Consider the following 25,655-nt stretch of genomic DNA (forward strand, 5'->3'; position numbering starts at 1 on the left):
CGACATGGCACAGCCGTGCTGGACATCAGCGGGCAGGCATCGCCTTGGAGGCCTACGACGCAACACAAGGGGCGACGTTCGGCATGCTCACCGCCCTGGCCGTGTGAAGCCTTCGAGGGCTCGTCAGCGCCGAACGGGTCATTGCGGTCGCGCCGAGCGAGACTGGGCGGCGGCGGTTGCGAGGTCCTGTTCCAGTAGGTCGTTGTGGATCGCGACCGCGACGCTACTGGCATGGCCGGCCGCGCCGATCGCCAGCAGGGCGGGGACGGTCGTGGTGCCGGTCGCCCAAACGCCAGGGACGCTGGTACGGCCTGCCGAGTCCGTCTCGACGGCCCCGGCTGCTGTTCCCGCTTCTGTGTGGCGGCAGCCGAGCTGCTGCGCGAGGTATGTCTGCTGGCGTTGGCGTGTGACGACGAAGACAGCGCGTACGGGGAGAGGGGTGCCATCGGCGAACTCGATGCTGCGCAGACGCCCGTCATGGGACACGAGGCGGCGGACACGCTGTGTCTGGACCGCGACCCCGGCGGCATGGAGCCGCTCACGCTGGGCGGCATCGAGCTCGTCGCCGTCTGTCAGCAGTACGACCTCGCTGCTCCACCGACTGAGCAGCAGCGCTCGATCGACTCCGCGCTGAGGCATGCCGCGAAGGCTCAGCTGCGCGAGCGGCTCTCCGCGAACTTCCCAACCATGGCAGTGCGGACACGCGACGACATCCCGCCCCCACAGCTCGGGAACACCCGGCACGTCCGGAAGTTCATCGACGAGCCCGGTGGCGAGAACGACCGCGCGGGTCTGCCACACCCGCCCATCCCGGCTGGTCACGTGGAGACGGTCACCCACTGGTGCGTGCTCGATCCGGACCACACGATCACGTTCCAGCGCAACGTCGTAGTCGCCGAGGGCCGCTCGGCCGGCCTCCAGCAGGGCGGCCGGGGTGGAGCCGTGCTGTCCGAGGAAGTTGTGCACGTGCGCGGCGGGAGCGTTCCGGGGGCGACCGTCATCGATCACGACCACTCGGCGGCATGCCCGGCCGAGTGTAAGTGCGGCTTGAAGCCCTGCGAGGCTGCCGCCGATCACGACCGCATCGGCATCCGGCGCGTTCAGCTGATCCATGGCAGCTACCATCCATATCGTATGGTGATACGCGATTCCTGCATTGTGGACAATGCTGCCGCGTGGACATGCCTGACCGCCACAGGCTTTCGATAGATGAGACTGCGGAGATCGGCCCGATCCAGACCGGCAGAAGCTGGGCTCCAAGGGCGAACCGCCCCCGGCTTCGACCAAGAGGCTTACAAGGGGCGCAACACTGTCGCACGCTGCGTCAACAAGCTCCGTCAGCACCGCGCTATGACAAGAGAGAACTCATCTACCAGGGCACCATCTGGCTACGCGGCCCGGTCACGTGATCCCACAGAATCATTGTTGGCCACCGGTTCTCAGCCGCACGCCGAAGGGGTTGTCGATGACATATCGCCAGCGTCCGTCGGGCCCGCGTCGGGCGACATCGGTGGCGGTGTCCTCGATGTGCACAGGCCGCCCATCGCGGTCCGTGCCGTCGATGACCCAGTCCACGATCAGCAACGCGATGTCTCCTGTGGTGTAGACGTGCCGTGGCCGAACGGTGATCGGCAGTCCGAGGCCCACGAACCGGCCATTGGCGGCGCGGGCCTGTGTCCCGGTCAGCGCAGAGCCCGGCTCAGCGACGAACACCGCCCCGCTCTCGTACACCTCCGCCACCGCTGCCAGATCACCGCTGTTGAACCGCTCGGCGAACACCATGGGCACATCCTCGGGACGTTCAGCAAGCTGGCGCATCATCAACGCATGTCCTTCCCAGCAGGTAGAAATCACCCAGACGCCGCAACGCTAGGAGGCACCCTCGTGACTCACCAAACGGTTGGTCACCCGACCAAGCCGGGCCTGCCCGACGACCCTCGCGCGAACGTCGCCGAACCCACCCCGTACTGTCCAGTGGAGATCACCCTCGCAGCCCTGCGCGGCCGCTGGACAACTTTGGTGATCCGCGAACTCCTGCATGGCGACCGCACCTTCACCGAACTCCGCCAAGCGCTGCCCACGCTGTCGGACAAGGTCCTGTCCGACCGTCTCGCACACCTCACCCAAGCCGGAGTCCTCGATCGCCATCGCCAGCCCGGCTGGCCTCCCCGCACGCGCTACCGGCTCACCCCGCAAGGGCACCGCCTCGGCCCTGTCCTCCAAGAGCTCTGGGACTGGGGTGCCCAGCACCGGCCCCCGGGCGACCAGGACTCGATCGCGCCGACACATGATCCACGGGACACCGCCTAATAGTCCGCACGGTTCCTCCCGCCCGATATCCGCTTCGATGGTTGGCCGTCTGATGCCGCGCGCCCCAAAAGGGCCTCCCTCACGCGCCCCGAGAAGATCATCAGCCGGGCCGTCTGTGACGCAGGCTGACTCGATCCGTGAGGTTCACTTTCATGCCCCCGGGAAGGACGCGGCTGCCTCCTCCCGGTCGCGTGATTCGAGGCTGCCGCAAGATGATGCCGTACGGATCGCGACGATCTGTGCCGCGAACCGGCACATCTTCCCGACCGGTTCGGCCTGACCGTCACTCCCACGGGGCGCCGGGCCCTCCTCGAACGTCAGCCCGGCAGGCATCGCCTTCATGGTCCACGACGCAGCACTTGTGGATCGCGATCGCGACGGAACTCGGCACGCCACCTGGCAGCAAGCGGCCTCCTGTGATGCGGATCACTTTCCAGAACGTGAACTCGCGCCAGCCGTACGGGCGAAAGCTGACGAACCCGTGCGTACGGACAGGAGCACCATGTGATCGCCGAAGAATTCGGCAGAACCGACGACGCCGAGCTGATACGGCGCTCGGAGCGCGTTCCGGAGGACTTCGCCGACCTCTTCGACCGGCACGCGCCCGCCATGCGGCGGTATGTCGCCAGGCGGCTGGGCCCCTCCCTGGCCGACGACATCGTCTCCGACACCTTCCTGGCCGCTTTCCGGCGCCGCCACCGCTACGACCTGAGCCATCCCGACGCCCGGCCCTGGCTGTACGGCATCGCCGCCCGGCTCATCAGCCGGCATCGGCGGGTGGAGATCCGGTTCTACCGGGCGCTGGTCCGCAGCGGCGTCGACGAGATCGCCGAGCCGTATGCCGAGCGCGTCGACGATCGGGTCGCCGCGCAGCAGACCGGGCTGGCGGCGGCTCTGGCGCAGCTGTCACCCGGCGACCGGGAGGTGCTGTTACTCGTCGCCTGGGCCGACATGTCGTATGAGGACGTAGCACGTGCGCTGGGCATCCCGGTCGGCACCGTCAGATCCCGCCTGCACCGGGCCAGGGTCAAGACGCGCCAGGCGCTGGGCGGATCCAACCCTTTGGCGACCCGAGAGGAGTCTTTCGATGGATGACCTGCGATCGCTGCGTGCCTGGCGCGCCGAGGTCCCTGAGCCGGGCCAGGAGTGGATCATCCCGGAGCGCCGGCGGCTGCTGACACGGATCCGGGGGCGGGGACTGGGGCGCCGCCTGCTCGTGGTCGGGGCGTTGGGGGCCGCCGCCGCGCTCGCCGTGGTCACCCTGCGGCCCGAACCGCTCACCCCGGGCCCAACCAGCACGCCGTCGGTCGTCCGGCTCGACTCCAGCGTGGTACTTGCCCGCGCCGCCGAGGTGGTCGGCAGGCGCGGGAGCGCCCAGGTGCCCCTGCCGACACAGTGGCAGTACACCAAGACCCTGGACAAACAGCCGAATTCAGACACGATCAGGACCAGCGAACAATGGATGCGCTACGACGGCATGCAGGCCGCCAACTTCGGCGAGGACGGCGAGCTGCACGTCGGCCCTGAGGGCGATCCTCGGGATCCAGGCGATGACGACCTGACGCCGCAGGAGTACGACGCCAAGCTTCGCGACCTGCCGACCGACCCGAGGAAGCTGCTCGCCAAGGTCACCGGCGATCGCCACTGGATCGAGGGGGCACGCGAGGAAGGTGTTCCCAAGAGCGTCGTACCCGCCAACGTTCGCGCCTATAACGTGATCATGCTCTACCTGAGCAGGTACGGCACGATGCCACCGAAGCTGGAGGCGGCCATGTATCGCGCTCTGGCGCTCATTCCCGGAGTCCGGATCGAGCAGGGCGTGAGCGACGCCGCCGGCCGCCGTGGGCTGGGCGTCTGGCTGGAGCTAGCTGGTGATGCGTGGGCCGTCCGCAAATACGAGATCCTGGATCCGGCTACCTACCGCTACCTGGGTAGCCGGATGGTCTGGCTGCGTGATGAATCGCCGCCCGGCATGAGCGGGCCCGTCACCCGCAAGGGGGCGGTCTGGAGCACGGCCCTGCTGTCGTCGGTGATCGTCGACCGTCCCGGCCAGCGAGGCTGAGCGCCGCGGTGGCTACTGGATGGGCACCGCGGTGCCGGAGACCTTGACGCGAGAGTCGCCGGCAATGGCGTTACAGGTCAGGAGGCTGGGCCGCCCCATGTCGACGCCCTGGTGAATGGTGAGAACCGCGCCATCTTCCAGGCGTCCCAGCGCACGCAGGTAGCCGGTGAAGGCGGCGGCCGCGGCGCCGGTCGCCGGGTCCTCGACGACGCCGCCAGGCGGGAACGGGTCCCGGGCGTGGAAGACGGTGGGGGATTCCGGCCAGAACAGGTGGACGGTGGTCCATCCCAGGTCAGCCATGATCTTGCCCAGGGCCTCGAAGTCGTAGTCGAGATCGGCCAGGCGACCCCGGCCGGCCGCGGCCAGGACGAGGTGGTCGTTGCCGGCGTTGGCGACGTGCGCCGGGTAGGCGGGGTCCAGGTCGTCGGCCGACCAGCCCAGTGCGGCGAGCACGGGCCGTACCTCCTCTTCGGAGGCCGGGCGGGTGGAGGTCGGCGGACTGGTCAGGGTGGCGGTGATCCCGCCGGCCGGATCCGCGGCGATCTCCACCGGGACCGGTCCCGCCTGGGTGGCGAGGTTCACGGTTCCGGGGCCGATCCGTTCGCCGAGCGCGACCGAGGCCGCGATCGTCGCGTGGCCGCAGAAGGCGACCTCGGCCAGGGGGCTGAAGTACTGGATCCGGTACTGGCGCTCGTCCGTCGGGTGCAGGAAGGCGGTCTCGGAGTAGCCGAGTTCGGCGGCGATGGCGAGCATCTCCGCGTCTGACAGGTTCCGGGCATCCAAGACCACTCCGGCGGGGTTGCCGCCAGCGGGAGTGGTCGTGAAAGCCGCATACCTGAGGACTTCGTTCATGCGGTCATCATGGCGCATGCCAGTCCCGCCGGGCTCACTCGCTGCTGGTGAGGGTCACCTCCGCCGGGCCGCGGCCGGGGGTGCCGGTGCAGCTGTGGTTCTTCTCGGTTCCCTTGTGGTCCCACAGTTGGGTCAGGCAGGTGCCGATGGCCTGCTGGCCGTAGTAGTTGGGGTGAACGGATTCCTGCGCCTGGCCCTGGGATTCCAGGACGACAAGGAAGCGGGTCCATTCACTGATGTCGCCGGGTAGCGGGTTCTGAAGAGAGTTGGCGGCGGTGGCTTGCCGCGCCCGGTTGGCGCAGGCCTCGTGGCCGTCGAACTGGTTTCGCAGGTCGAGGAATTCCACGTTATGGGCGCGGGCGACCTCCCGCAGCATGTCGGATATGGCGGGAATGACGGTGTTGCGGGCCCAGTCGGAGTCGTCGTTGAACATCGGGCAGCCGCCCACGTTGAAGCGCGAGTCGCTGAACTCGTGATAGCGGTTCTGGTCGGCTGGCGGAATGGGAGACGGGTAGGACTGCAGGACGAACCGGTAGGAGCCGGCATCGCTCATGGCCCGCTGGATTTCGGTGACGGCCTTTTCCACCTTGCGCTTCGTCTCCACCAGAGCGTTACGGATGACAGGCTCCTGGTCCACATGGCAGTGCTCGATCCCGTGCTGCTTCTGCCATCTCTTGACGCATTTCTCAAGGACGGAGGCGAAGCCGAGGTCATTGCCGCCGATGGACAGGACCACCATCTCGACGTCGTAGTGGCGGGCGACGCGGCGGAGCTGGTCGGCCTGGGGCGGCTCTCCCTTGAACGATTTTCCGCCCGCGTCGGCCCCGATCACGTTGATGGTCTTGGCGCCGGAGCAGGCGAGGTTGATCCGGCGCAGTACGTTGATGGACGCGCTCTGGATCTCGGCCGAGTCCGAGCGGTTGCAGCCGTTGTCGAAGGACTCACCGTAGACGCGTCGGGCGTTGTGGCTGCACCGCAAACCGCTCGACGTGCAGTTGTAGGCGGCGCGGTCGGTCCCCCAGCGGTCCCCCAGCGTGCTCGCCGGGACGGCATTGCCCTGCCAGCGGCCAGCCTCGCCGGAGATGTAGCTGTCACCGAGGGAGACGATGGCGGTCCGGTCCGCGGGTTTGTCGAGAACGGCCACACCGATCGGAAGCCGGCCGACGTTGATGGTCGTGGCTTGCTCGTTGGTGGCGGTGTTGATCACCGACACGGTGTCCGACCGGTTGTTGGTGACGTAGGCGCGGGTGCCCGCGGTGTTGATCGCCACGCCACTCGGTGACTGACCGACCTTGATGGTGGTGGTCTCCTTGTTGGTGGCGGTGTCGATCACTGACACGTTGTCCGAGAAGTGGTTGGCGACATAGGCGAAGGTGCCCGCGGGGTTGATCGCCACGGCGATCGGATGGTCGCCGGCGCGGATGGTGTCCGTGACCTTGTTGGTGGTGGTGTCGATCACCGACACGAGGTTGGGGTTGGCCGCCCCGTAGTGCGTCACGTAGGCGCGGGTGCCGCCGGGCGTGATGGCCACACTCTTGGGGAAGCTCTTGACGCCTATGGTGGCGACCTTGTTGTTGGTGTCGGTGTCGATGACCCACACGTTGCTCGCCCCGTAGTTGGTGACGTAGACGCGGGTGCCGGCCGGGTTGATCGCCACACCTGTCGGAAATCGGCCGACGGCGATCGTGGTGACGGAGGGTGGGTCGGTGGTGGTGTCGATCACTGACACGCTGTCCTCGCTGCTGTTGGCGACGTAGACGCGGGTGCCGGCCGGATTGACCGCCACACCGCTCGGCGAACGGCCGACGGCGATCGTGGTGACCTGCTTGGTCTCGGTGTCCACCACCGACACGTTGCCCGAGGCGCTGTTGGTGACGTAGAGACGGGTACCGGCCGAGTTGATCGCCAACTGGCTGGGCGAACGGCCGACGCCGACGGGAGTGATGGTCTTGTAGAGCGTGTCGATCAGCGACACGTTGTCCGCACCGCTGTTGGCCACGTAGAGGAAGTCCTGGAGCTGTGGGTCCGCGGTCGCCGGCGCGGATTCGGTCATCGGCACCGCCAATGCCGCCGCGACGGCGACCCCGGCCGCTGCCCAGATCCGGGACCGCCGCACTCTCTTCTGACGTGTCGGCATCGGAACCCCCGTATTGCGTGATGAGGGTTCTGTTCTAGAGGGGACGGCAACTCGCTCAGCGGGGGGGACGCGCCTGGAAGGGGTTTCCTGACTGATCATTGGCGCGAGCGTTCATCATGATCGGCGTTTTCACGGTCTTAGGGCCGGGCGGTCACTGAGGCAGAGCTGAGCCGCTCGCTGGGCGTCTCACGCACCCCCGTGCGAGAGGCGCTGCTGCGGTTGGAGGCGGAGGGCGTGCTCGATTCCTGGCGAACACCGCGACCCCCATGGGCACGCCGCCCGAGGCCTCGACCCGGCTGGCCGACCACGCCGCCGCTGTCTCCGACGAGGCCTGGAACAAGGCCGCCGACCACTTCGACGAGCAGCAGCTGGCCTCTATCCTGCTGATGATCGCCGTCACCAACCTCTTCAACCGCCTGAACGCCCCGATCCGGCAGGTCGCCGGCAGCTGGTAAGCCCCGCCCCCCACGCACAGGAGAAGGCATCTGCTCACACCGCCACTGCGTCGCCGACGCCGATCTGGAGGATTTCCTGGCCCGCCGGAGCTCGCTGATAGCGACCGTCCGGAAGGGGCACCCCGGGCTCGCCCGATGATCGGGGGCAGCGCCGTACTCGCAAACTTCACCGGTGAGGAGTCCACCACGTGTCCAAGTCGGCCGACGCTTCCTCCGCGACGGCGAACCGCTCGTATCGTGACGTGCTGCGCAACAAGCGCGTGGCCGGGCTGCTGCTCGGCGACATGCTGGCCAACATCGGCACCGGCATGATCATCGTGGCCATGCCCGTACAGACCCTGCGCATCCACGGGCACATACCCCCGGCGATCGCCGTCGGGATGGTGGAGGCGGCCCCGTTCATCCTGTCCACGGTCCTGGCACTCGGCATCGGCCTGGGCCGGGTCCGGATACCGCCCCGTACCCTGCTGATCGCCGACTGCGCGCTGCGGGCGCTGACCTTCACCGGCCTGGGCATGGCCGCGGTGACCGGCCGGCTCAGCCTGCCCGTCCTGGTCGTCGGGCTGTTGTTGGGAGCGGCCTTCCGGATGGCCGGTGCCAGCAGCCGCCGTCTGCTCGTCACCTCGATGGCGGACGAGGGGGAACGGTACGGCGTCAACGGACTGCTGGGCCTGAACAGCAATGTCGCACTCTACGTGCTGGGGCCTGTGGCAGGCGGGCTCATGGTGGCGGCCAACGGGCCCGGCGCGGTGTTGTTCGTCGACGCGTGCGGTGCGCTGCTGCTGATGGCCTGCGTGCTGCGCTGGGTGCCGCGGACAGGGGCGGAGTCGAAGGAGTCCACGGACACGCGGCAGGACGAGTCGGGCTGGCGCATCCTGCGCCGCCGCCCCGTGGCCGCCAGGCTGCTGGTCGTGGTGTTCTTCTTCAACTTCTTCTACATGCCGATCGAGGTGGCACTGCCCCTGTACGTCCAGGGCACCCTGCACAGCGGCGCGTCCGGTCTCGGCCTGCTCTGGAGCACCCTGGGCGTCGGCGCGATCGCGGGTGCCGCTCTGGTCAACCTGATGCGCGGCCTCCCTCAGCGCCGGCTGCTCGTCGCGATCATCGGCCTGTGGGCCCTCTGCCCGATCGCCCTGGCCGCCGTGGACAACCTGACCGCCGCGATGATCGTGTTCGCGCTGGGCGGCCTGGTCTGGGCGCCGTTCACCCCCGTCGCGTACAGCTTCCTGCAGTCAGGCCTGCGGCCCGGCGAGCAGCAGCCGGTGGTGACGCTCTGGACGACGGGGGCGACGATCGCGGCCCCGCTGGGCCTCGTGGCCGGCGGCCCGCTCATCCAGCTGACCGGCACGGGCACGGGCCTGATCGTCTCGGGCCTCCTCACCCTGCTGCTGGTGCCGGTCGCGGCGGTGAGCGTCCTGACCCGGTCACCCGAGAAGACCCTCCCTCGCCCGGCGTAACCGTGAGGGGTGGGCAGGGCAGGCCGATGTTGCGAATGCCGGGTGGATGGCCGGGACGCTCAGGCAGGCGAACACGAACACACGCACGGTCTCCGGCTCAGCCGCTGACGGGAGTGATGGCCGGATCATCGGCCGCTGCCGCCGCGAGTGGGGCTGCCTTCGGGCGGGGAAGAACAAAAGCCAGCAGGCCGCCCAGAACGGAGGCGGTGCCGCCGATCCACATCGCCGTGCGCAGGCCGTCCAGCACCGCCTGCGCCGCGGGTGGATCGCCAAGGCCCGCCGTGGCGACGGCCACCAGGACGGCCAGGCCCGCCGCGCCGCCGACCTGCTGGGCGGTGGTGGCCACGGCGGACGCGATGCCCGCCTCGCTGGGGCGCACGCCCGAGGCGGCGCACACGAACATCGCCGGAAAGGTCACGCCTCCGCCGATGCCCCAGACCACCACGCCCGGCAACAGCATCCAGTAGGAGGCTCCCGTCGACATGGCCACCGCCAGCAGGACCATGCCCGTGCCGTTCACGGCCATCCCGGCGAACAGCGTCGCGCGGGGCCCCCAGCGGACGAGCAGCGCTCCGGCCAGCCGCAGCGACGCGCCCATGGAGATGACCGTCAGCGGAACGAAGGCGAGCCCGGCCTCCAGCGCCTCGTACCCGAGCACCCCCTGCAGATAGGTGGTGAACAGGTAGTACGCGCCACCCAAGGCGCTCTGGAAGACCAGGATCACGCCGATCACCGTCACCAGCCCGCGATCGGCGAACAGTCGCAGCGGCACCAGCGCGTCCTTCGTTCTCCCCTCGACCAGGACAAATGCCGCCAACAGCAGCAGACCGGCCGCCAGGAAACCCAGACCGCGCACCGAGACCCACCCCGCCTCCGGGCCGCTGACCAGCCCGAGCACCAGCAGCGCCGATCCGAGCGTGGCCAGGACGGCGCCGGGCACGTCGAACCCGCCGCGCGTCACCGCGTGCCGTTCGTCCGGCGGAAGTACGGCCGGGGCGAGCGCGGCGGCGGCCAACGCCGGCGGCACCAGGACGAACAGCACCCACTCCCAGCCCCATGCCTGGGTGAGCAGGCCGCCTGACAGTGCGCCGGCGGCCAGCCCGCCGCTGCCTGCCGCGCCCCAGACGGCCAGAGCGCGGGTCCGCGCCGGGCCCTCCTCGAACCGCGTGTTGATCAGCATCAGGGTGGCGGGGGACAGCAGCGCACCGCCGAACCCTTGCGCCGCCCGCGCGGCGACGAGTACGCCCGGCTCGGTGGCGAACCCACCGGCCAGGCACGCCAACCCGAAGATCACCGAGCCGAGAATGAACACCCGCCGTCCGCCTAACCGGTCGACGAGCCGCCCGCCGAACAGCAGGAACCCGCCGAACGCGACCGCGTACGCGCTGACGACCCACTGCAGCGACTGGGCGGAGAAGCCGATGGCCCGCCCGATGTCGGGAAGCGCGACGTAGACGATGTTGTAGTCGACCGCGACGGTGAACTGGGCGAACGCCAAGAGCGCCAGCATCCGGCCGGGCCGGATCACGAGGCGGCCTTCACGGCGCCGCCGTCCAGCAGGTGGTCGCTGCCGGCGATGCTGCGGGCGCGGCCGGAGGCCAGGAACACGACCAGGTCGGCGACCTCGTCCGGCTCGATGACCCGTCCGGTCGTCATCCCGGCCGAGGCAGGAAGACCGGCGAGCAGGCCGGCGGAGTCGGTGCCATAGGCGGTGGCGACGGTGTCCCAGAACGCGGTGCGCACCGGCCCCGGCGACACGGTGGTCACCCGCACGCCCTGGGGCCCGAACTCCTCGTCCAACGCCTTGCCCAAAGCGGTCAGCGCAGCCTTGGGCACGCTGTAGTCGACCGTTCCGGCGCCGGGCACGCGGGCCACCACGGAGGAGATGTTGACTATCGTGCCGCGCCGCCGCAGCAGGCTCGGCAGCGCGGCACGGGTGACCCGGACCGCGCTGAAGAAGTTGCGGTCGAACGCACGACGCCACAGGTCGTCGTCCGCGCTCAGGAAACCGCCGACGGCGAAGTCCTCACCGCCGCCGACATTGTTGACCAGCACATCGACACCGCCGAGCTCGGCGACCGCCCGGTCGACGAGCAGCGCGGCGCCCTCGGCGGTGGTCAGGTCGGCCTCGACGGCCACAGCGCCGGTCTCCTTGAGCTCCGGAGTGACGGTGCGGGCCGCCGCGGCGACCTGGACGCCTTCGGCGGTGAGCGCGCGCACGATCGCCAGCCCGATGCCGCGGCCGGCTCCGGTGACCACGGCGGTGCTTCCGGACAGACCCAGATTCATGTTCGATCCCCTTCATTCGGCAGCACGCCGTCGAGAAACTGAACGGCGTGTAGTTGCTGCACGAAGATTAGCCACTGAACGCTGTAGGCTGTCAAGCGTGGTTAACCAGAGGGCGATCAGATGCTGAACCGGCGCGCCCGCCTGCGGGCCGAGACCATTGCCGAGATCCGCGCGATCGCGTTGAAGCTCATGGCCGAGGGTGGCCCCGACGCGATCTCGCTGCGCGCCATCGCGCGCGAGATGGGCATGACCGCGGGCGCCATCTACGGCTATTTCCCGACCCGCGATGACCTGATCACCACGCTGATCCGGGACGTGCACACCTCGCTGGTCGACGCGCTGGAGGCGGCGCGCGACACCGTACCCCGGGATGATCCCTCCGGGCGGATCCTGGCGTGGGCGCTGGCCTTCCGCGAGTGGGCGCTGGCCAACCCGCAGGGCTTCCGGCTGATCTACGGCGACCCGGTGCCCGGCTACCAGGTCCCCGAGGGCGGTGCCGCGCCCGAGGCCGAACACCGCACCTGCATGGGACTGACGGGCCTCGTCGCCGGCGCCTGGCCCCAGACCGAACGGATCCGTCCCGCGGACGCCTACGACTGGGCCGACTTCGACGAAGCCCTGGTCACGAAGGTCCGCGCGGAGTTCCCCGGCCTGCCGCCCGCCGCGATCGCCGAGGCGCTGCGCATGTGGGGCCGCCTGCACGGCCTGCTGTCCCTGGAGATTTACGGTCATCTGAGCGGCCAGACCCGCAACCCGGCCAAGGTCTACCGCGCCGAGATCACCGAACTGGTCCGGTCCCTGGGCCTCACCTCTCCCAGCTGAAATTTGGTACGGGACGTCCGTCATCCGTATGCGTCTCCCAAGCGGTAGTCATCGCCGGAGACAACGAGACGGAGATGATCGATGGACGACGGGTTCGCCGAATATGTGGCACAGCGGCACTTACGGCTGTGCCGGATGGCCTATCTCCTCGCCCGGGACTGGGGCACGGCCGAGGATCTGGTGCAGACCGCGCTGGCGAAGGCATGGATCGCCTGGCGGCGGATCGAGGGTAACCCCGACCCCTACGTCTATCGGATCATCGTGAACACCCACGCGTCGTGGTGGCGCAGGCGGTGGCGCGGAGAAGTGCCGGCCGAGAGCATCCCTGAGACGGCCGATCCACGCGACCCGGCCGCCGAGGTGGCCGACCATGCCGCGATGTGGAGCGCCATCGGCACACTCTCTTCGCGCCAGCGCGCCGTGGTCGTTCTGCACTACTTCGAGGGACGGACACTCACCCAGGTCGCCGACATCGTCGGGTGCTCACTGGGAGCGGTGAAGAGCCAGCTCAGCCGAGCCCTCACCCGTCTTCGGGTGGATCCGGATATTCAGACCATGAACTTGGAGAGGGTCCAGCGATGAGGCACACCGAGAGCGACCTGCGGCAGTTCCTGACGGAGTTCGGCCAGGACCCCGCGGGCGGCGAACCGCCTGCTCATCTCGACGCGATCGTACGGCGCGGCCGCCGCATGCGCCGTACTCGGCGAGCGCTGACGGCCGGGGCGACCATGGCCGTCGCCGTAACGGCCGCCGGACTGGTGAACGGCCTGCTGGCCGGACCCCAGGCGGACAGGACGTCGGTCGCGAGCCGCCCAGCGAGCTCGGCTCAGGTCGATTCCGGGCCGAAGCTGCCCGCGAGCTATTCCGTGGTGCTCGGGGCGGAGAAATTCGATCTCCCCCTCATGCACTCCCAGCGGTTCGAGACGACGGGCGTCGGCCGGACGGTGACCTTCACTCCGACCAGTCTCTCCACCGGGTACAAGGTGGTCTGCGACGATCCGCAGGCGTGGGTGGTCACAGTGCAAAAGCTCAAGGGCGGCGAACTGGGGGGTATGACCGGACGGTGCAAGAATGCACTGGGCAGCCATCACGACGAGCTTTCAGCACCCACCGACTGGCTGAAGAAGCCGCAGTCCCTGCAAATCTGGGTCTTTCCGGCGGACGCCCCCATCCGGGAGGTGGCGAAAGCCGTCACGGATTGCAAGCCGACCCCGAAGTCGAAGTCGACGGAGTGTGACGACGACGAGAGCACTGCTTCCTGGGCACTGCGGCGCCCCGAAGTGCTCGAACGACTGTCGGCCGAAGTCGGTGAACGTCCCGGCAACTGGGCCGTAGGGGTCTACGACCGACCCGCCGGAGCCGAGTCCGCATCGAGCGGCGCACCCTCGGCGGCTAAGTAGCCAGAGAAAGCGCCGCATTACACCACCATGCGCCGATCCCCTGCGTCGCCGTCGGAAGACCCGCTTTACTCGCCCTGGAACCCGGCCCTCGCGCTGATCGTTAAGGCGGGCGGCTGACACAACCAATCTCGACAACAGGGAGACGACAGCGTGGTCTTCAAGCGGATGCTGGGTGCCTTCGGCGTGGGCGCGCCCTCGGTGGACACCGTCCTTTCCACCCCGCGGATCCAGCCGGGCGGCATGCTGGCCGGCGAGGTACGTCTCAAGGGCGGCGACTTCGACGCCGAGATCGAGCACATCACCCTCGGCCTGGTGGCCCGGGTGGAGATCGAGCACGGCGAGGGTGAGCACGCCGGGCTGGGTGAGTTCTCCCGCGCCCAGGTCTCGGGCCCGTTCACGCTGCGTCAAGGCGAGAACCGCAGCCTCGACTTCCAGATCCCGGTGCCGTGGGAGACGCCGATCAGCGAGATCGACGGCCGGCCGCTGACCGGCATGGCGCTGGGCGTACGCACCGAACTGGCCATCGCCAAGGCCGTCGACAAAGGAGACCTGGACCTGATCGCGGTCGAACCCCTGCCCTCCCAGCTCCGCATCCTGCAGGCGTTCCTACAGCTCGGTTTCCAGTTCAAGGCCGCCGATCTGGAGGCCGGCCGGCTGTACGGCGTGCGCCAGGACCTGCCGTTCTACCAGGAGATCGAGTTCTACCCGCCACCCCAGCACGCCGGAGTCGTGGGCGAGGTCGAGGTCACCTTCGTGGCCGGGCCGACGGGTCTGGACGTCATCCTGGAGGCCGACAAGCGGGCCGGCCGTTACTCCGGTGACGCCATCGGCCGCTTCCACGTCAGCCACGACGACGCGCTGCGTACCGACTGGCCCGGCGAGCTCGACCGCTGGCTGGCCGGGCTGACCCAATACGGCCACGCCGGCTTGCTCGGCGGCCATGGCTCCCAACACGGGCACTACGACCACGACGACCACGGCGGCCCCGGTTGGGGAACGGTTGCGGCGGCCGGAGCCGCGGGCTTGGTCGGCGGGTTCGTCGCGGCCGAGGTCGCCGAAGAGATCTTCGAAAGCGACGAGGAAGACGGAGGAGGCGACTGGTAGAAGCGCCAGACGCCGCTGTCTGGCAGGCCAGCCCGCCCAACCAGCGGGTTGTCCTGCCAGAGGCCATGATCACCTGATACGCCGACTGCCGTAGAGTCGCACTCTGATGGAAATCGTCTTCATCGCGCTGCTCCTGCTGATGCTGGCCTGGCCGGTCCCGGCGCTGGCCGCTCTCGTGCTCCCGGCTCTCGCGCTGCGAGCCCGAGCCCGAGGCCGGCGGTGGACGGGTTGGTGGCTGCCCGCAGCGGCGCTGTGTGCGGCGATCGCCACCTACGGGTACGGGCTGAAGTCGACGACCTTCGGGGCATTGACCGACCCGGACGACCGGTGCGGGCTGGTCCGGCCGGACTTGTACAGCTACGGCTACCGCGGTCCGGCGAACGGATCGCAGGACATGTGGCCGCTCCACGACACCACATGCGGCCCTGACCTGGTGCCCGGCTTCGTCAACCCGCTGGTGACCGGATCGGTGGCGCTGTTCGCGGCCTCCGTGCTGACCATGACGGTGGTGACGATCAGGGCCCGCACCTGGTGGTGCCGGGAGATCGCTGCGGGGCCAGGCACATCAGCCAGATCGCGGAGATCAGATTGTCCGCCGACGACCGGCTATGGGGATGACTGCCCGCAAGAATAGGGCGCACCAACCCAATGCAGGGCGATGTAGGCCTCCGCCTGGCCGCAGTAGCGCACCCGCTCGCGGGTGACGCGGTAGCGGGCGCCGGTCTCGGGCTCGTCGGGCGAACGCCGCGGGACGGGAACCGTCAAGAGACCGATGTCCTGGTCGATGTGGGTGAGCAGACCGTGGCACGGGCCGCCGAGGCAGATGGCGTTGCCGTCGTGGCAGCCGTCCGGCGGGTGCGCGTTCATGCCGGGTAGGCGTGCGTCTCGGTGGCCTTCACCGACGCCCAGATCCGCTGGCCGGGGGTGAGGTCGAGGTCGGCGAGGGCGGCCGGGGTGATGTCGGCGAAGGCGGTGACGGGGCCGCTGAGGTGGACGCGTACGTTGTCGCCGTGCCGTTCGATGCCGTCGATCGTGGCCTGCCACAGGTTGCGCGGGCTGCCGTCGGGGCGGGTGCGGTAGAGGGCCACGGCGGCGGGCGGGAAGGCCACGAACACCGGGCCTTGGAGGTGCTCGGTGGTGCTGAGCAGTAGGTCGCCTACCTTGACCCGATGGCCGTCGGACAGGCCCTGGTAGAGGTTGAGCCCGACCAGCCGGGCCACGTAGTCGGTACGCGGCTGACGGGCCACTTCGGCGGGGCCGCCCTGCTGGACGATGGCGCCGTTCTCGATCACGATGAGCCGGTCGGCGAGCACCATGGCGTCGAGCGGATCATGGGTGACCAGAACGGTGGCGCCGTCGAAGTCGGCCAGGTGCCGGCGCAACTGCGAACGGATCTCCAGCCGGGTGTGCGCGTCGAGCGCCGCGAGCGGCTCGTCGAGCAGCAGCAGGCGCGGGTGTACGGCCAGCGCCCGGGCCAGGGCGACCCGCTGCGCCTGGCCGCCGGACAGGTGCCGGGGCTTGGCGGCGGCGCGGTCGGCCAGGCCGACGCGGTCCAGCAGGGCGGCGGCGGTACGGCGGGCCTCGGCCTTGGAGGCGCCGTGGCAGCGCGGCCCGAAGGCGACGTTGTCCAGCGCCGTCAGGTGAGGGAAGAGCAGGTAGTCCTGGAAGACCATGCCGATGGGCCGTTCTTCGGCGGCCTGGGTGTGCAGGGGGAGGCCGTCGAGGGTGATCTGCCCATCGGACAGGGGGGTGAGCCCGGCCAGGGCGCGCAGGGCGGTGGTCTTGCCCGCGCCGTTGGGGCCGAGCAGCGCGACCACTTCGCCGGGGGCGGCCTCCAGGGCGATGTCCAGGGCGAACGCGGGCCGGGTGACGACCAGCCGGGCCCGCAGACCGTCGGTCATGGGGAGTTCACCCACCGATCGCGCAGGCTCGACAGGATGATCACCGAGACGGCGAGCAGGACGAGACTGAGCACGATCGCGGCCTCCGGCTCGGTCTCCAGCGCCAGGTAGACGGCCAGCGGCATGGTCTGGGTGGTGCCGGGGAAGTTGCCGGCGAAGGTGATGGTGGCCCCGAACTCACCCAGCGCCCGCGCCCAGCACAGCACCGCCCCGGCTACGACGCCCGGGGCGATGAGCGGCAGCGTGACGCGCCGGAACACGATCCAGCGCGAGGCCCCGAGCGTGGCGGCCGCCTCCTCGAAGCGCTGGTCAGCGGCGCGTAGCGCGCCTTCGACACTGATCACCAGGAACGGCATCGCCACGAACGCCTCGGCGACGACGACCCCGGCGGTGGTGAAAGGCAGCGTGATGCCGAACGTCGCCTCCAGCCATTGCCCGATCAGCCCCCGTCGCCCCAGTACGAGCAGCAGCGCCACCCCGCCGACCACCGGCGGCAGCACCAGCGGCACGGTGACCAGGGCCCGCACCAGCCGCCGGCCGGGGAACGACACCCGGGCCAGCAGCCAGGCCAGCGGCACCCCGAGCAGCAGGCACACGACCGTCGCGATGGTGGCGGTCACCAGCGACAGCCGCAGCGCCTGCAGCACCTGCGGCTCGGCCAGCCGTTCCAGCAGGGTCGGCCAGGGCGCCCGTACCAGCAACCCGGCCAGCGGCAACACCAGGAAGGCCAGCCCGAGCACGGCCGGCACCACCAGCACCCAGGGCAGACGCCCGGAAATGCCGGCTGCCCCGCCGCGCAGCTGTTCGCGGCGGGGGCGGTGCGGCGCTGAAGGGGTCATCTCCGTCAGGGAGCCTCGAACCCGGCCTTGGTCAGCACGTCCTTGCCCTGTGGCGACAGCACCAGGTCGACGAACTGCTTGGCCAGGTCACCCGCGGGCGCCTTGGTCAGGGTGGCGATCGGGTAGTCGTTGATCGCCTTGTCCGCCTCGGGGAAGGTGATGCCCTTCACCTTGCCCGCGGAGGCGATCACGTCGGTCGTGTAGACCAGCGCGGCGTCCACCTCCCCGAGTTCGACCTTGGTCAGGGTGGCCTTGACGTCCTGCTCCAGGGTGACCGGCTTGACCTTCAACCCGGCCGCGTCCAGCGCCTTGATCGCCGCCGCACCGCACGGCACCTGCTCGGCGCACAGGGCGACCTTCACCTTGGGGTCGGTCAGGTCTTTCAGATCGTCCACCTTGGCCGGATTGTCGGCGGGTACGGCGATCTGCAGCTTGTTGCGGACGAACGTGGTCGGCGCGCTCGCCAAGGAGGCGTCGGTCACCGTCTTCATGGTGGCCGGACTGGCCGCGGCGAACACGTCGGCCGGAGCCCCCTGGGTGATCTGCTGGGCCAGCGTCGCGCTGGAGCCGAAGTTGAACTTCACCGTGGTGCCCGGGTGGGCGGCCTCGAAGGTCTTGCCGAGCTCGGTGAACGTACCGGTCAGGGACGCGGCGGCGAACACCGTCACCTCCTTGGCCCCGCCACCGGCAGACGCCGAAGCCGAGGCGGAGGTGCCGGACGTGGCCGGTTCGCCGGAGCCGCAACCGGCCAGGCCCGCCAGCGTGAGCGCGACGGGCACGGCGATCGCCCACCGGGAAAGACGCCTGAACACCAATGTGGCTCCTTACTGGCTGCCGGCCACGCGTTCGTGGCCGGGAATCTCGACGACGACGTTGGTGGACTTGATCACGGCGACCGCCACCACCCCCGGCTCCAGACCCAGCTCATCAGCGGCCTGACGGCTCATCAGCGACACCACCCGGTACGGTCCCGCCGCGATCTCCACCTGCGCCATCACCGCGTCCCTGATCACCTCGGTCACGATCCCGCGAAAGCGATTACGCGCCGAGGACCGGCCACCATCGCCGGCCGACTCGATCTGCGCACGAGCGAAGGCAGCCAGATCCGCACCGTCCAGACGCCGATGGCCGTGCTCGTCCCGCCCGGCCGCCAGCCGCCCCGCGTCCACCCACCGGCGCACGGTGTCGGAGCTGACCCCGAGCAACGCGGCGGCCTCGCTGATCCGGAACGTCGTCACAAGCAATCACCATACCCTTCGCACATTCCAGGCTGAAGACCGGTACTTAGCCGCAGGCGCGGCACGATCAATAGTTTTGTCATGGCATCCACGAGACTTCACCCGCCCAAAAAGGCCCTCCGCTTCGCTCCGGACGTTCTTCCCCCCACCCATCACCCGATTCGGTGGTTGGCCGTTTGATGCCCACCCTCCCAAAAGGTCCTCCGCTACGCTCCGGACGCTCTCCCAGGCGGGCTGACGCCCGCCCCCTGAACGACCTCGCTCCGCTCGGACCGCCTGCCAAGCACGCTTCGCCGGAGTGGCTGGACGGAGCGGGACAAGATGGACTCGAAACCGGCACCAAGTCCTATCCCTCGCACCCACCCGCCGATCAGGAACGCATCACTGATTTCGCGGGTGAGTAGTAACAGCACACCTGGTCTGGCTGCGCGATCGCCGGCAAGCATGACCAAGGGGAGAGCATGGCGGGTCGAGGTTGGCGGCGATGGTCGCGCCGACGGCAGCGGTCAGCGCACCGATGAGGACTGGGCCTCCTGCGAGCAAGGTTGCTCGCCACCTCACGCCACCTGCGGCGCACCTTCAGGCGCGCCCGTTCGCTGTGCGCGGTGAATCGCTCGCCCGGTCAGGACCCGGACCGCGAACGCGACCTGCCAGAGCCCGATGAAGAGCGTCGGCAACCGCTCGAAGAAGCCGGCCGGAGAGTCTCCGCCGTCGTGGCCTTGAGCCGCCGCGACAGTCGCGAAGAACGCTGCGACCGCAACGAGGGAAACGGCGCCGCTGGCGATCGAGAAGACGGACCAACCGCGAAGCGGGCGGCGCGCGGCGACGAAAGCGGCGGCCGAAAACGCCACGAACACCACCAGGGCGCCGAGATTGTGCACGGTGCCGCCCAGGGTGACAACGGCAGGCTCACCGGCCGGGAAGCCGAGGATCGGATCCGTTCGGAACGGGCCGATGAGGATGAGGCCCACCCCGGCGGCGACGAGGAGCGCATATCCCCGCGTGTTGACGGCACCCGAACGTCTGAGTCCTTCGGCGAAGCACAGCGTGAGCACTCCGTAGAGCACGAAGTTGGCGATCTGGAGCCAGCCGTGGGGGGCCAGGCTGAGCGCGCTGATGGTGTCGTGCCAGGAGCTGTAGCCGGGCTGTGCCGCCCCGTTGACGAGGTACGCCGTGATGAAGATGACCGGACCGGCCGCACCCAGGACCAGCGGAATCTGTGTACGAGGTATGCTCATGCGTACATCGTACACAGACTAAAATACGTTGTACTCATCAGAGAGGAAGCGGCATGACATCCCTTTGGGAGCGGCTCGAAGAGACCGCTACCGCGGCACGGCAGGCCCTGTCCGCCCAGCGGATCGCCGTGGCAGCGGTGGCCATCGCCGACGCCGAGGGGCTCGACGCCATCACGATGCGACGCCTCGCCACCGAGTTGGGCGTCGCTCCGATGTCCGCCTACCGTCACGTGGCGGGCAAGGACGATGTCCTGGAGCTGATGGTCGACCTCGTCTACGGCGAGGTGAATCTCCCGGACGGTGCCGGTTGGCGGGAGACCCTGCGCGCACTGGCCATGGGCGTTCGCGCCCTGGTGCTGAAGCACCCTTGGCTCACCCGGCTCTCCGCTTCGCAGATGGTGTACGAGCTGACGCCCAACCGGATGGCCCTCACGGAGCGAGCGCTCGGCGCGCTGCACAGCCTGAACCTCGACGTTGACACGGCAATGACCGTTTTCCGCACTGTCGCCGCCTACGTGCACGGTGCCACCGGCGCCGAGATCGGTCTACGGCAACTGATGGACGATCGAGGCTGGACCAGCGGCGACGAGACCCGGGCGGGGCTTTCCGCACAGATGACCTGGCTGTTGAACACAGGCCGCTATCCGGCGTTCCAACGCTACGTCCGTGAAGGCGCTCGCAAGGATGACCTGCAATGGCAGTTCGAGACCGGGCTCGAACACGTCCTCGACGGCATCGCCGCCCGCCTCGCCTCGTGAACGTGGGCATCATCGGGCAGGCCGCCGGCCTGTTCGCCGTCACCAACATCGACGACATCGTGATCCTCGCCCTGTTCTTCGCCCAAGGGGCCGGGCACCGCGGCGCCACCTCGCGGATCATCCTGGGCCAGTACCTCGGGTTCACCGCCATCCTCGCCGTCGCCACCGCAGCCGCCTTCGGCGCCACCTTCCTGCCCGAGCGCGTCATCCCCTACCTCGGCCTGCTACCCCTGGCCCTGGGCCTCAAGGCCGCCTGGCAGGCATGGCGCGACCACGTCAACGGCGAGCACGCCGACGACGAGCAGACCAAGACAGGCGGCCCCAGGGCACTGGAGGTCGCCGCGGTCACCTTCGCCAACGGCGGCGACAACATCGGTGTCTACGTCCCCGTCCTCGCCACCGCCGGTCTCGGAGGGATGAGCGTCTACGCGGTCGTCTTCCTTGTTCTGGTGGCCGTGTGGTGCCTGGCGGGCAGGTTCTTCGCCACCCGGCCCGTCATCGCCGAGGCCCTCAGCCGATGGGGCCACCTCCTCCTGCCCATCGTCCTGATCGCGCTCGGCCTGCTCATCCTCATCCAAGGCGGCGCCTTCCGCCGCTGAATCAGTCAAGGCGGATGATCAACATTTCGTTCAGCGCCGCCCCGCCGAGACGGCCAAGACGGTGAACGGCGCTCGCCTGCGCATCACCGGGTGACGGTCATGGTCCTGCCTTCGGGAAGGGAAACTTCGGTTCCACCATGCCGGGCTGCGGCAATCGCGGCAACAGCCCGGTTCCGAAGGGCACCTGACCGTAGGGCACGTACTGGGTGGGGTCGACGTAGCCGCGGTTCACGTGGCTGAAGAAGGCGCTCGGCGTGTTAGTGGTCACCTCGTACATGCGCAGCGTCCTGATGGCCACGAAGTCCGGCATGTCCTTGCCGGTGACCGTGAAGAAGTGCTGGTTGATGTCGGGGTGGTTGGCGGCGGCCCGCTCCACGGCCTTGCCGACGTTGATCCGCCCGAGGAATCCGCCCTTCGGGTTGAGCGCGGCGTCCATCTCCGGCTGGCTCAGGTACCGGCGCATGTCGTCCGGGTTCTTGGTGAAGTGGTCGCGCAGGTTGTTCACCACGCGCTTGAGCGTGTCGAGCGGGCTCTCGCAGCCGACCGAGGTGAGGATCTCGTCCTCGTCGCACATGTCGCCGGCCACGCGCAGCGAACCAGGAGGCTGGGCGCCACCGCCCAGCGCGTCGGTGGCGGGCTCGGGCGTGGGCGCCTTCACCACCTTGACCGGTTCGGTGGCCGGTGCACCGGCGGCGTCCGGCACGTTCACCGGCAGCGCCTCGGGCGGCGCGAGGGCCGCCGGGGTGGTCGGGTGGATCACCGGTCCGGCGTCGCGCACGGCCCGGTCGTGCATCCGCCACAGCGACCGGGTGGTGTCGCCCACGACGTCGTTGGTGCCGTCGGTGACGGTGGCCGGGCGGCGGATGCCATCGGATATGCGCTGTTTGGGGTCGGCGTATCGGGGACGGCGCAGCCCCTCTTTGATCTTGCGGACGTTCTTCTTCGCGTCCTGCTCGGCCCTGCGCTTGGCCGCCGCCGTCCTGGCGCGGGCAGCGGCGATGGCGCGGGCCCGTGCGGCCGCCGCCTGTTGAGCGGGAGTCGGGCCGTTGTAGCCGCTCCCGCCGCTCCCGCCACTCCCACCGCCTGAGCCGCCGGAACCTCCGGAGCCGCCGCCGAACCAGACCCACGGCGGGGGCATCCAGAAGTACGCGGATCCGCCCATCAGGTAGTAGATCTTGTAGAGCTGGCCGAGCGGCGTGAGGTTCTGGCAGGTACGCAGCATCTCCAGGAACGCCGACCAGCAGTCGGAGGTCCACCCGGTCCGGGTGCTGCAGTGCCCCGAGGGATCGGCGGCGTCGAGTGGCCCGGCGTCGGCGTAGGTGTAGCGGTTGCCGGCGACGGAGTCGGGCAGCGGGTCGAGCGTGAGGTCGTCGCGGCTGTCGAACGTCCCGGTCTGCGGGTCGTACCAGCGGGCGCCCATGTCGACGTGCCCGGTGCCGGGGTCGGTCCAGTCCCCCTGGAAGCCGACGGGTGGGACACCGCCCCGGCTCGCGGTGACCCTGCCGAAGGGATCATAGGCGGCCGAGTCGTCCAGGCCGGACAGGGCGGCGCCGGGGACGAAGCCGCCGACCTGGTCGCCGTGCTTGTCGGCGAGCGCGACCTGCCCGCCGGACCCCTGGCCGTAGGCGAGCAGCTCCTCCGCGGGACCCCGGGCGTAGCGGAACGTCCCGTCGCTTGCCGGCTCGTCGCCGGTCCCCGAGTACGACAGGCGCGCGCCGTCACTCGTGGCCAGCCGGTCGGGCGTCGCCGGTCGTCAGCGCGGCCCCGAACCTGTCGCCCGACGTCGCCTGTTCGGCCGCCCCGGCCTCCTGCAGCCAGAAGGCCGTGCCCAGCTTGCTCGCGGCGCCAGGGAAGATCACGACAGAGCCGCTCTTCAGGTCGGCGCCCAGCACCTCGCCAGGAACGCCGACGGCGAGGTCGGCGTAGCCGTCCTTGTCGAAGTTGCCGACGGCGAGCGCGGTGCCGAAGTTGTCGTCGGCCTCGTTGCCGCCCCCGTTGCCCTCCTGCGTCAGGCCGAAGCCTGCCGCCTTGCCGGACGCGGCCCCCGGGATGACGTAGATGGCGCCACTGCCTGCCGGGTCGGACCCCGGTGCCTCCGCCGGCGCGCCCACCACGAGGTCGGCGTGCGAGCTGCCGGTCACGTTGCCGGTCGCGAGCGCGGCGCCGAACCGGTCACCGGCCTCGGTACTGCCGCCGGCGTCCTCCTGCTTGGCCGTCCATCCCCCGACGATCCCGCTGGAGGAGCCCTTGTACACGAAGACGGCCCCGCCCTTGGCGGTCTCCTGGTAGGGGACCTCACCCGGCACCCCGATGGCCAGGTCGGCGTAGCCGTCGCCGTTCAAGTCGCCCGCCGCCAGCGCGGCGCCGAAGTTGTCACCGGCCTCGTTGCCGCCGCCGCCGGTCGTCTGGTCGTACCAGTTGCCGTTCGACAGCCCGCCCGAGCCGCCGGGGAAGACGGCGATCGAGCCCGCGTTCGCCGCCGAGCCGACCGCCTCGCCCGGCGAGCTCACGGCGAGATCGGCGTACCCGTCCTTGTTGAAGTCGCCCGCCGCCAGCGCGGCCCCGAACCGGTCACCCGCCTCAATGCCGCCGACCCCATTGGCCTGCGTGATCCGGGTGCCCGGCGTGACCAGGCCGTTCGCCGACCCCTTGAACACCGTGACGCTCCCGCCCGCCACACCTCCCACGGTGTCCTGGGGCGCGCCCACGGCCACGTCGGCGTAGCCGTCCTTGTTGAAGTCACCGCTCACCGCCGTCGCGCCGAACCTGGCCCCGGCCGTGGCGGTGGCAGGCGCCGCCACCCGGCGGGTGTACAGGTCGGCGGCTGTACAGGGCGCGGCGGCGGGCGCCAGGCCCGTCACGGTCTCGGACGCGATCGTCGCGAGGACGCATAACCAGACGAGCGGACGATAACGGGCCATTGATCCGACCTCCGCCTAGACAGGGACTGAACCCCGGCGAAGATATCCAGGACGAGGAGGTCAGGGCGTCAGCCACAGGGTGGAAAACGCCCTGCACCCAACGGCATACACCTTGTCAACGAACGCGGTAGCCCTTCCGGGCTCCGGTGAAGCGTTCGGGGCGGAAGTCCTTCAGGACCGGGTGCCTGGCGCCGGTGAGCACTTCGTACGCGGTGAGCTCGCCGGCGATGAGTCCCAGCGTCGCGCCGGAGTGCGTGAACGCCACATGGCAGCCGGGCACCGCCTGGAGTTCGCCGAACACCGGCTGGCCGTCGCCCGGCACGGGTTTGCGCCCGAGCTTCCACGAGGCCGCCTCAAGCGAGATGTCCCCGTCGAACAGGGCGGACGCTTCGGCGACGAGCTCCTTGACGTAGATCTCGTCGATCGAGCAGGTGCCGTCCTCGTGCTCGACGATGTGATCTTCGTACCAGCTGTGGTCGATCGCGAACGTCGACCCGGGATTGGGCCGCATCGCCGCGCGCGGAGTGTTCAGCACCGTCGTGACCTCGGTGCTGACCGGTTCGGTGATGACGAGCATGGACAGCGGGGACCCGTCGGGGAGCTCCACGCCGAGGTCCGCGAGCACGGCCGGCGTCTGCGCGCCGCAGGCGACCACGACGGCGTCACCGCGCCATGACGTGCCGTCGGCGCCGGTCACTCCTCGCGCGCGGCCGTCCCGCACCGTCACCGAGCAATGCCCGGCGCCGGTGACGATCTGCCCCCCGAGGCGGACCAGTTCGTCCGCCAGCTCCTGGATCAGGTGGGGGAGGGACACCCAGCCCTCGCCCGGATTGTGGATCGCGAGTTGCCCGCTCGGCCCCGCCTGGACGCCGGCGACCCGGCGGCCGACGTCCGCGCGGTCGACGAGGTGTGACTCATAGCCGTTCGCGACTTCGTGCGCGTGCTGTGCGCGGACCGCCTCGGTTCTGTGAGGGGTCGTCCACCACAGGCCGCCGTCGAAGCGCAACCACTTCCGGGCCGGGTCGGCGGCGAACAGGGTGCGATAGCGGTCGATGCCGAGCAGGCGCAGGAGATGGTACGAAGGGGACCGCGTCCCCGCCGAGTTGAGCCAGGACAGCGAACGTCCCGACGCCCCGCTGGCCAGTTCCGCCTCGGTGACCAGGACGACCTCGGCACCGCCGCGTACGAGATGCACGGCGGTGGACACGCCGAGGATGCCGCCTCCGAGGACGACGACCCGTTGAGCCGCGGTCTGGTCTGCCATGTGTCTCCT

The 25,655-nt window shown here is 69.7% G+C and carries 27 protein-coding genes and 1 pseudogene; 13 read left to right on the forward strand and 15 right to left on the reverse strand.

The annotated features are described in order from the left end of the window. Positions 1–138: 138 nt before the first annotated feature. Positions 139–1,125 carry an NAD(P)/FAD-dependent oxidoreductase gene (locus ACGFNP_RS15055; protein WP_393318735.1) on the reverse strand — a complete coding sequence of 329 codons (987 nt, stop codon included), beginning with the start codon at positions 1,123–1,125 and terminating at the stop codon, positions 139–141. 294 nt (positions 1,126–1,419) lie between these two features. Next, positions 1,420–1,821 carry a YybH family protein gene (locus ACGFNP_RS15060; protein ID WP_393318738.1) on the reverse strand — a complete coding sequence of 134 codons (402 nt, stop codon included), beginning with the start codon at positions 1,819–1,821 and terminating at the stop codon, positions 1,420–1,422. 63 nt (positions 1,822–1,884) lie between these two features. Between ACGFNP_RS15060 and ACGFNP_RS15065 the strand changes: the two genes are divergently transcribed. From ACGFNP_RS15065 to ACGFNP_RS15075, 3 genes are all read left to right on the forward strand, one after another. Next, entirely contained in the window at positions 1,885–2,310 is a 426-nt protein-coding gene (locus ACGFNP_RS15065) for a winged helix-turn-helix transcriptional regulator (RefSeq protein WP_393318741.1), read from the forward strand. Between the two features lie 504 nt (positions 2,311–2,814). Beyond that, complete coding sequence (locus tag ACGFNP_RS15070; RefSeq protein WP_358334490.1) at positions 2,815–3,405, forward strand: RNA polymerase sigma factor; 591 nt, start codon at positions 2,815–2,817, stop codon at positions 3,403–3,405. After that, positions 3,398–4,372 (forward strand): CU044_5270 family protein, encoded by a 975-nt coding sequence (locus tag ACGFNP_RS15075; protein ID WP_393318744.1) that lies wholly within the window; start codon positions 3,398–3,400, stop codon positions 4,370–4,372. Before ACGFNP_RS15070 ends, ACGFNP_RS15075 begins: the two co-directional genes overlap by 8 nt. A gap of 12 nt (positions 4,373–4,384) precedes the next feature. Here ACGFNP_RS15075 and ACGFNP_RS15080 read toward each other — a convergent pair whose 3' ends face one another. Both ACGFNP_RS15080 and ACGFNP_RS15085 read right to left on the reverse strand, forming a co-directional pair. Continuing rightward, positions 4,385–5,224 carry a PhzF family phenazine biosynthesis protein gene (locus ACGFNP_RS15080; RefSeq protein WP_393318747.1) on the reverse strand — a complete coding sequence of 280 codons (840 nt, stop codon included), beginning with the start codon at positions 5,222–5,224 and terminating at the stop codon, positions 4,385–4,387. Positions 5,225–5,258: 34 nt separating this feature from the next. Next, the gene (locus ACGFNP_RS15085; protein WP_393318750.1) at positions 5,259–7,361 is read right to left on the reverse strand and encodes a beta-propeller fold lactonase family protein; all 2,103 of its coding nucleotides are present in this window, start codon (positions 7,359–7,361) and stop codon (positions 5,259–5,261) included. A gap of 159 nt (positions 7,362–7,520) precedes the next feature. Between ACGFNP_RS15085 and ACGFNP_RS15090 the strand changes: the two are divergent. The 3 genes and pseudogenes from ACGFNP_RS15090 to ACGFNP_RS15100 all read left to right on the forward strand — a co-directional run. Continuing rightward, positions 7,521–7,598, forward strand: a pseudogene (locus ACGFNP_RS15090) (GntR family transcriptional regulator); the annotation flags it as partial. Between the two features lie 29 nt (positions 7,599–7,627). Further along, positions 7,628–7,816 carry a hypothetical protein gene (locus ACGFNP_RS15095; protein WP_393318753.1) on the forward strand — a complete coding sequence of 63 codons (189 nt, stop codon included), beginning with the start codon at positions 7,628–7,630 and terminating at the stop codon, positions 7,814–7,816. A 188-nt stretch (positions 7,817–8,004) separates the two neighbouring features. Then, positions 8,005–9,273 (forward strand): MFS transporter, encoded by a 1,269-nt coding sequence (locus ACGFNP_RS15100; RefSeq protein ID WP_393318756.1) that lies wholly within the window; start codon positions 8,005–8,007, stop codon positions 9,271–9,273. Positions 9,274–9,370: 97 nt separating this feature from the next. Here ACGFNP_RS15100 and ACGFNP_RS15105 read toward each other — a convergent pair whose 3' ends face one another. Both ACGFNP_RS15105 and ACGFNP_RS15110 read right to left on the reverse strand, forming a co-directional pair. Beyond that, positions 9,371–10,801: an MFS transporter gene (locus tag ACGFNP_RS15105; RefSeq protein ID WP_393318759.1), complete on the reverse strand. Its 1,431-nt coding sequence runs from the start codon at positions 10,799–10,801 to the stop codon at positions 9,371–9,373. Continuing rightward, positions 10,798–11,562 (reverse strand): SDR family oxidoreductase, encoded by a 765-nt coding sequence (locus ACGFNP_RS15110; RefSeq protein WP_358334507.1) that lies wholly within the window; start codon positions 11,560–11,562, stop codon positions 10,798–10,800. Before ACGFNP_RS15110 ends, ACGFNP_RS15105 begins: the two co-directional genes overlap by 4 nt. A gap of 120 nt (positions 11,563–11,682) precedes the next feature. Here ACGFNP_RS15110 and ACGFNP_RS15115 point away from each other — a divergent pair, with 120 nt between their 5' ends. From ACGFNP_RS15115 to ACGFNP_RS15135, 5 genes are all read left to right on the forward strand, one after another. Beyond that, entirely contained in the window at positions 11,683–12,384 is a 702-nt protein-coding gene (locus ACGFNP_RS15115) for a TetR/AcrR family transcriptional regulator (protein WP_358334509.1), read from the forward strand. Between the two features lie 81 nt (positions 12,385–12,465). Beyond that, positions 12,466–12,966, forward strand: coding sequence for a SigE family RNA polymerase sigma factor (locus tag ACGFNP_RS15120; protein ID WP_358334512.1), 501 nt, complete (start codon positions 12,466–12,468; stop codon positions 12,964–12,966). Further along, entirely contained in the window at positions 12,963–13,784 is an 822-nt protein-coding gene (locus ACGFNP_RS15125; protein ID WP_358334515.1) for a hypothetical protein, read from the forward strand. Before ACGFNP_RS15120 ends, ACGFNP_RS15125 begins: the two co-directional genes overlap by 4 nt. A gap of 150 nt (positions 13,785–13,934) precedes the next feature. Then, the gene (locus ACGFNP_RS15130; RefSeq protein ID WP_393318764.1) at positions 13,935–14,888 is read left to right on the forward strand and encodes a sporulation protein; all 954 of its coding nucleotides are present in this window, start codon (positions 13,935–13,937) and stop codon (positions 14,886–14,888) included. A gap of 106 nt (positions 14,889–14,994) precedes the next feature. Further along, entirely contained in the window at positions 14,995–15,522 is a 528-nt protein-coding gene (locus ACGFNP_RS15135; RefSeq protein WP_393318767.1) for a hypothetical protein, read from the forward strand. On the opposite strand, the gene ACGFNP_RS15140 is transcribed toward ACGFNP_RS15135, so the two are convergent. From ACGFNP_RS15140 to ACGFNP_RS15165, 6 genes are all read right to left on the reverse strand, one after another. Continuing rightward, entirely contained in the window at positions 15,495–15,755 is a 261-nt protein-coding gene (locus ACGFNP_RS15140; RefSeq protein ID WP_393318770.1) for a hypothetical protein, read from the reverse strand. The two genes, ACGFNP_RS15135 and ACGFNP_RS15140, sit on opposite strands and share 28 nt — an antisense overlap. Further along, on the reverse strand, positions 15,752–16,789 hold the full coding sequence (locus ACGFNP_RS15145; protein WP_358334527.1) for an ABC transporter ATP-binding protein: 1,038 nt from the start codon (positions 16,787–16,789) through the stop codon (positions 15,752–15,754). Before ACGFNP_RS15145 ends, ACGFNP_RS15140 begins: the two co-directional genes overlap by 4 nt. Continuing rightward, positions 16,786–17,628: an ABC transporter permease gene (locus ACGFNP_RS15150; protein ID WP_393318774.1), complete on the reverse strand. Its 843-nt coding sequence runs from the start codon at positions 17,626–17,628 to the stop codon at positions 16,786–16,788. The genes ACGFNP_RS15145 and ACGFNP_RS15150 overlap by 4 nt, the downstream gene beginning before the upstream one ends. A 5-nt stretch (positions 17,629–17,633) precedes the next feature. Beyond that, positions 17,634–18,440, reverse strand: a complete 807-nt coding sequence (modA, locus tag ACGFNP_RS15155) for a molybdate ABC transporter substrate-binding protein (RefSeq protein ID WP_393318777.1) — start codon at positions 18,438–18,440, stop codon at positions 17,634–17,636. 12 nt (positions 18,441–18,452) lie between these two features. Further along, complete coding sequence (locus ACGFNP_RS15160) at positions 18,453–18,866, reverse strand: helix-turn-helix transcriptional regulator (protein WP_358334536.1); 414 nt, start codon at positions 18,864–18,866, stop codon at positions 18,453–18,455. A 557-nt stretch (positions 18,867–19,423) separates the two neighbouring features. After that, the gene (locus ACGFNP_RS15165) at positions 19,424–20,104 is read right to left on the reverse strand and encodes a DUF998 domain-containing protein (RefSeq protein ID WP_358334539.1); all 681 of its coding nucleotides are present in this window, start codon (positions 20,102–20,104) and stop codon (positions 19,424–19,426) included. Between the two features lie 53 nt (positions 20,105–20,157). Between ACGFNP_RS15165 and ACGFNP_RS15170 the strand changes: the two genes are divergently transcribed. Together ACGFNP_RS15170 and ACGFNP_RS15175 are read left to right on the forward strand one after the other, a co-directional pair. Further along, the gene (locus ACGFNP_RS15170) at positions 20,158–20,862 is read left to right on the forward strand and encodes a TetR/AcrR family transcriptional regulator C-terminal domain-containing protein (RefSeq protein ID WP_358334542.1); all 705 of its coding nucleotides are present in this window, start codon (positions 20,158–20,160) and stop codon (positions 20,860–20,862) included. Beyond that, on the forward strand, positions 20,859–21,461 hold the full coding sequence (locus ACGFNP_RS15175) for a cadmium resistance transporter (protein ID WP_393318782.1): 603 nt from the start codon (positions 20,859–20,861) through the stop codon (positions 21,459–21,461). The genes ACGFNP_RS15170 and ACGFNP_RS15175 overlap by 4 nt, the downstream gene beginning before the upstream one ends. A gap of 97 nt (positions 21,462–21,558) precedes the next feature. Here ACGFNP_RS15175 and ACGFNP_RS15180 read toward each other — a convergent pair whose 3' ends face one another. From ACGFNP_RS15180 to ACGFNP_RS15190, 3 genes are all read right to left on the reverse strand, one after another. Further along, positions 21,559–23,193 carry an RHS repeat-associated core domain-containing protein gene (locus ACGFNP_RS15180; protein ID WP_393319685.1) on the reverse strand — a complete coding sequence of 545 codons (1,635 nt, stop codon included), beginning with the start codon at positions 23,191–23,193 and terminating at the stop codon, positions 21,559–21,561. After that, entirely contained in the window at positions 23,180–24,382 is a 1,203-nt protein-coding gene (locus ACGFNP_RS15185; protein ID WP_393318785.1) for an FG-GAP-like repeat-containing protein, read from the reverse strand. Before ACGFNP_RS15185 ends, ACGFNP_RS15180 begins: the two co-directional genes overlap by 14 nt. Before the next feature lie 115 nt (positions 24,383–24,497). Continuing rightward, positions 24,498–25,646, reverse strand: coding sequence for an NAD(P)/FAD-dependent oxidoreductase (locus ACGFNP_RS15190; protein ID WP_393318788.1), 1,149 nt, complete (start codon positions 25,644–25,646; stop codon positions 24,498–24,500). Positions 25,647–25,655: the final 9 nt, after the last annotated feature.

The sequence above is a fragment of the Nonomuraea sp. NPDC049269 genome (genome assembly GCF_043197155.1).
In the GTDB taxonomy this organism is placed as follows: domain Bacteria; phylum Actinomycetota; class Actinomycetes; order Streptosporangiales; family Streptosporangiaceae; genus Nonomuraea.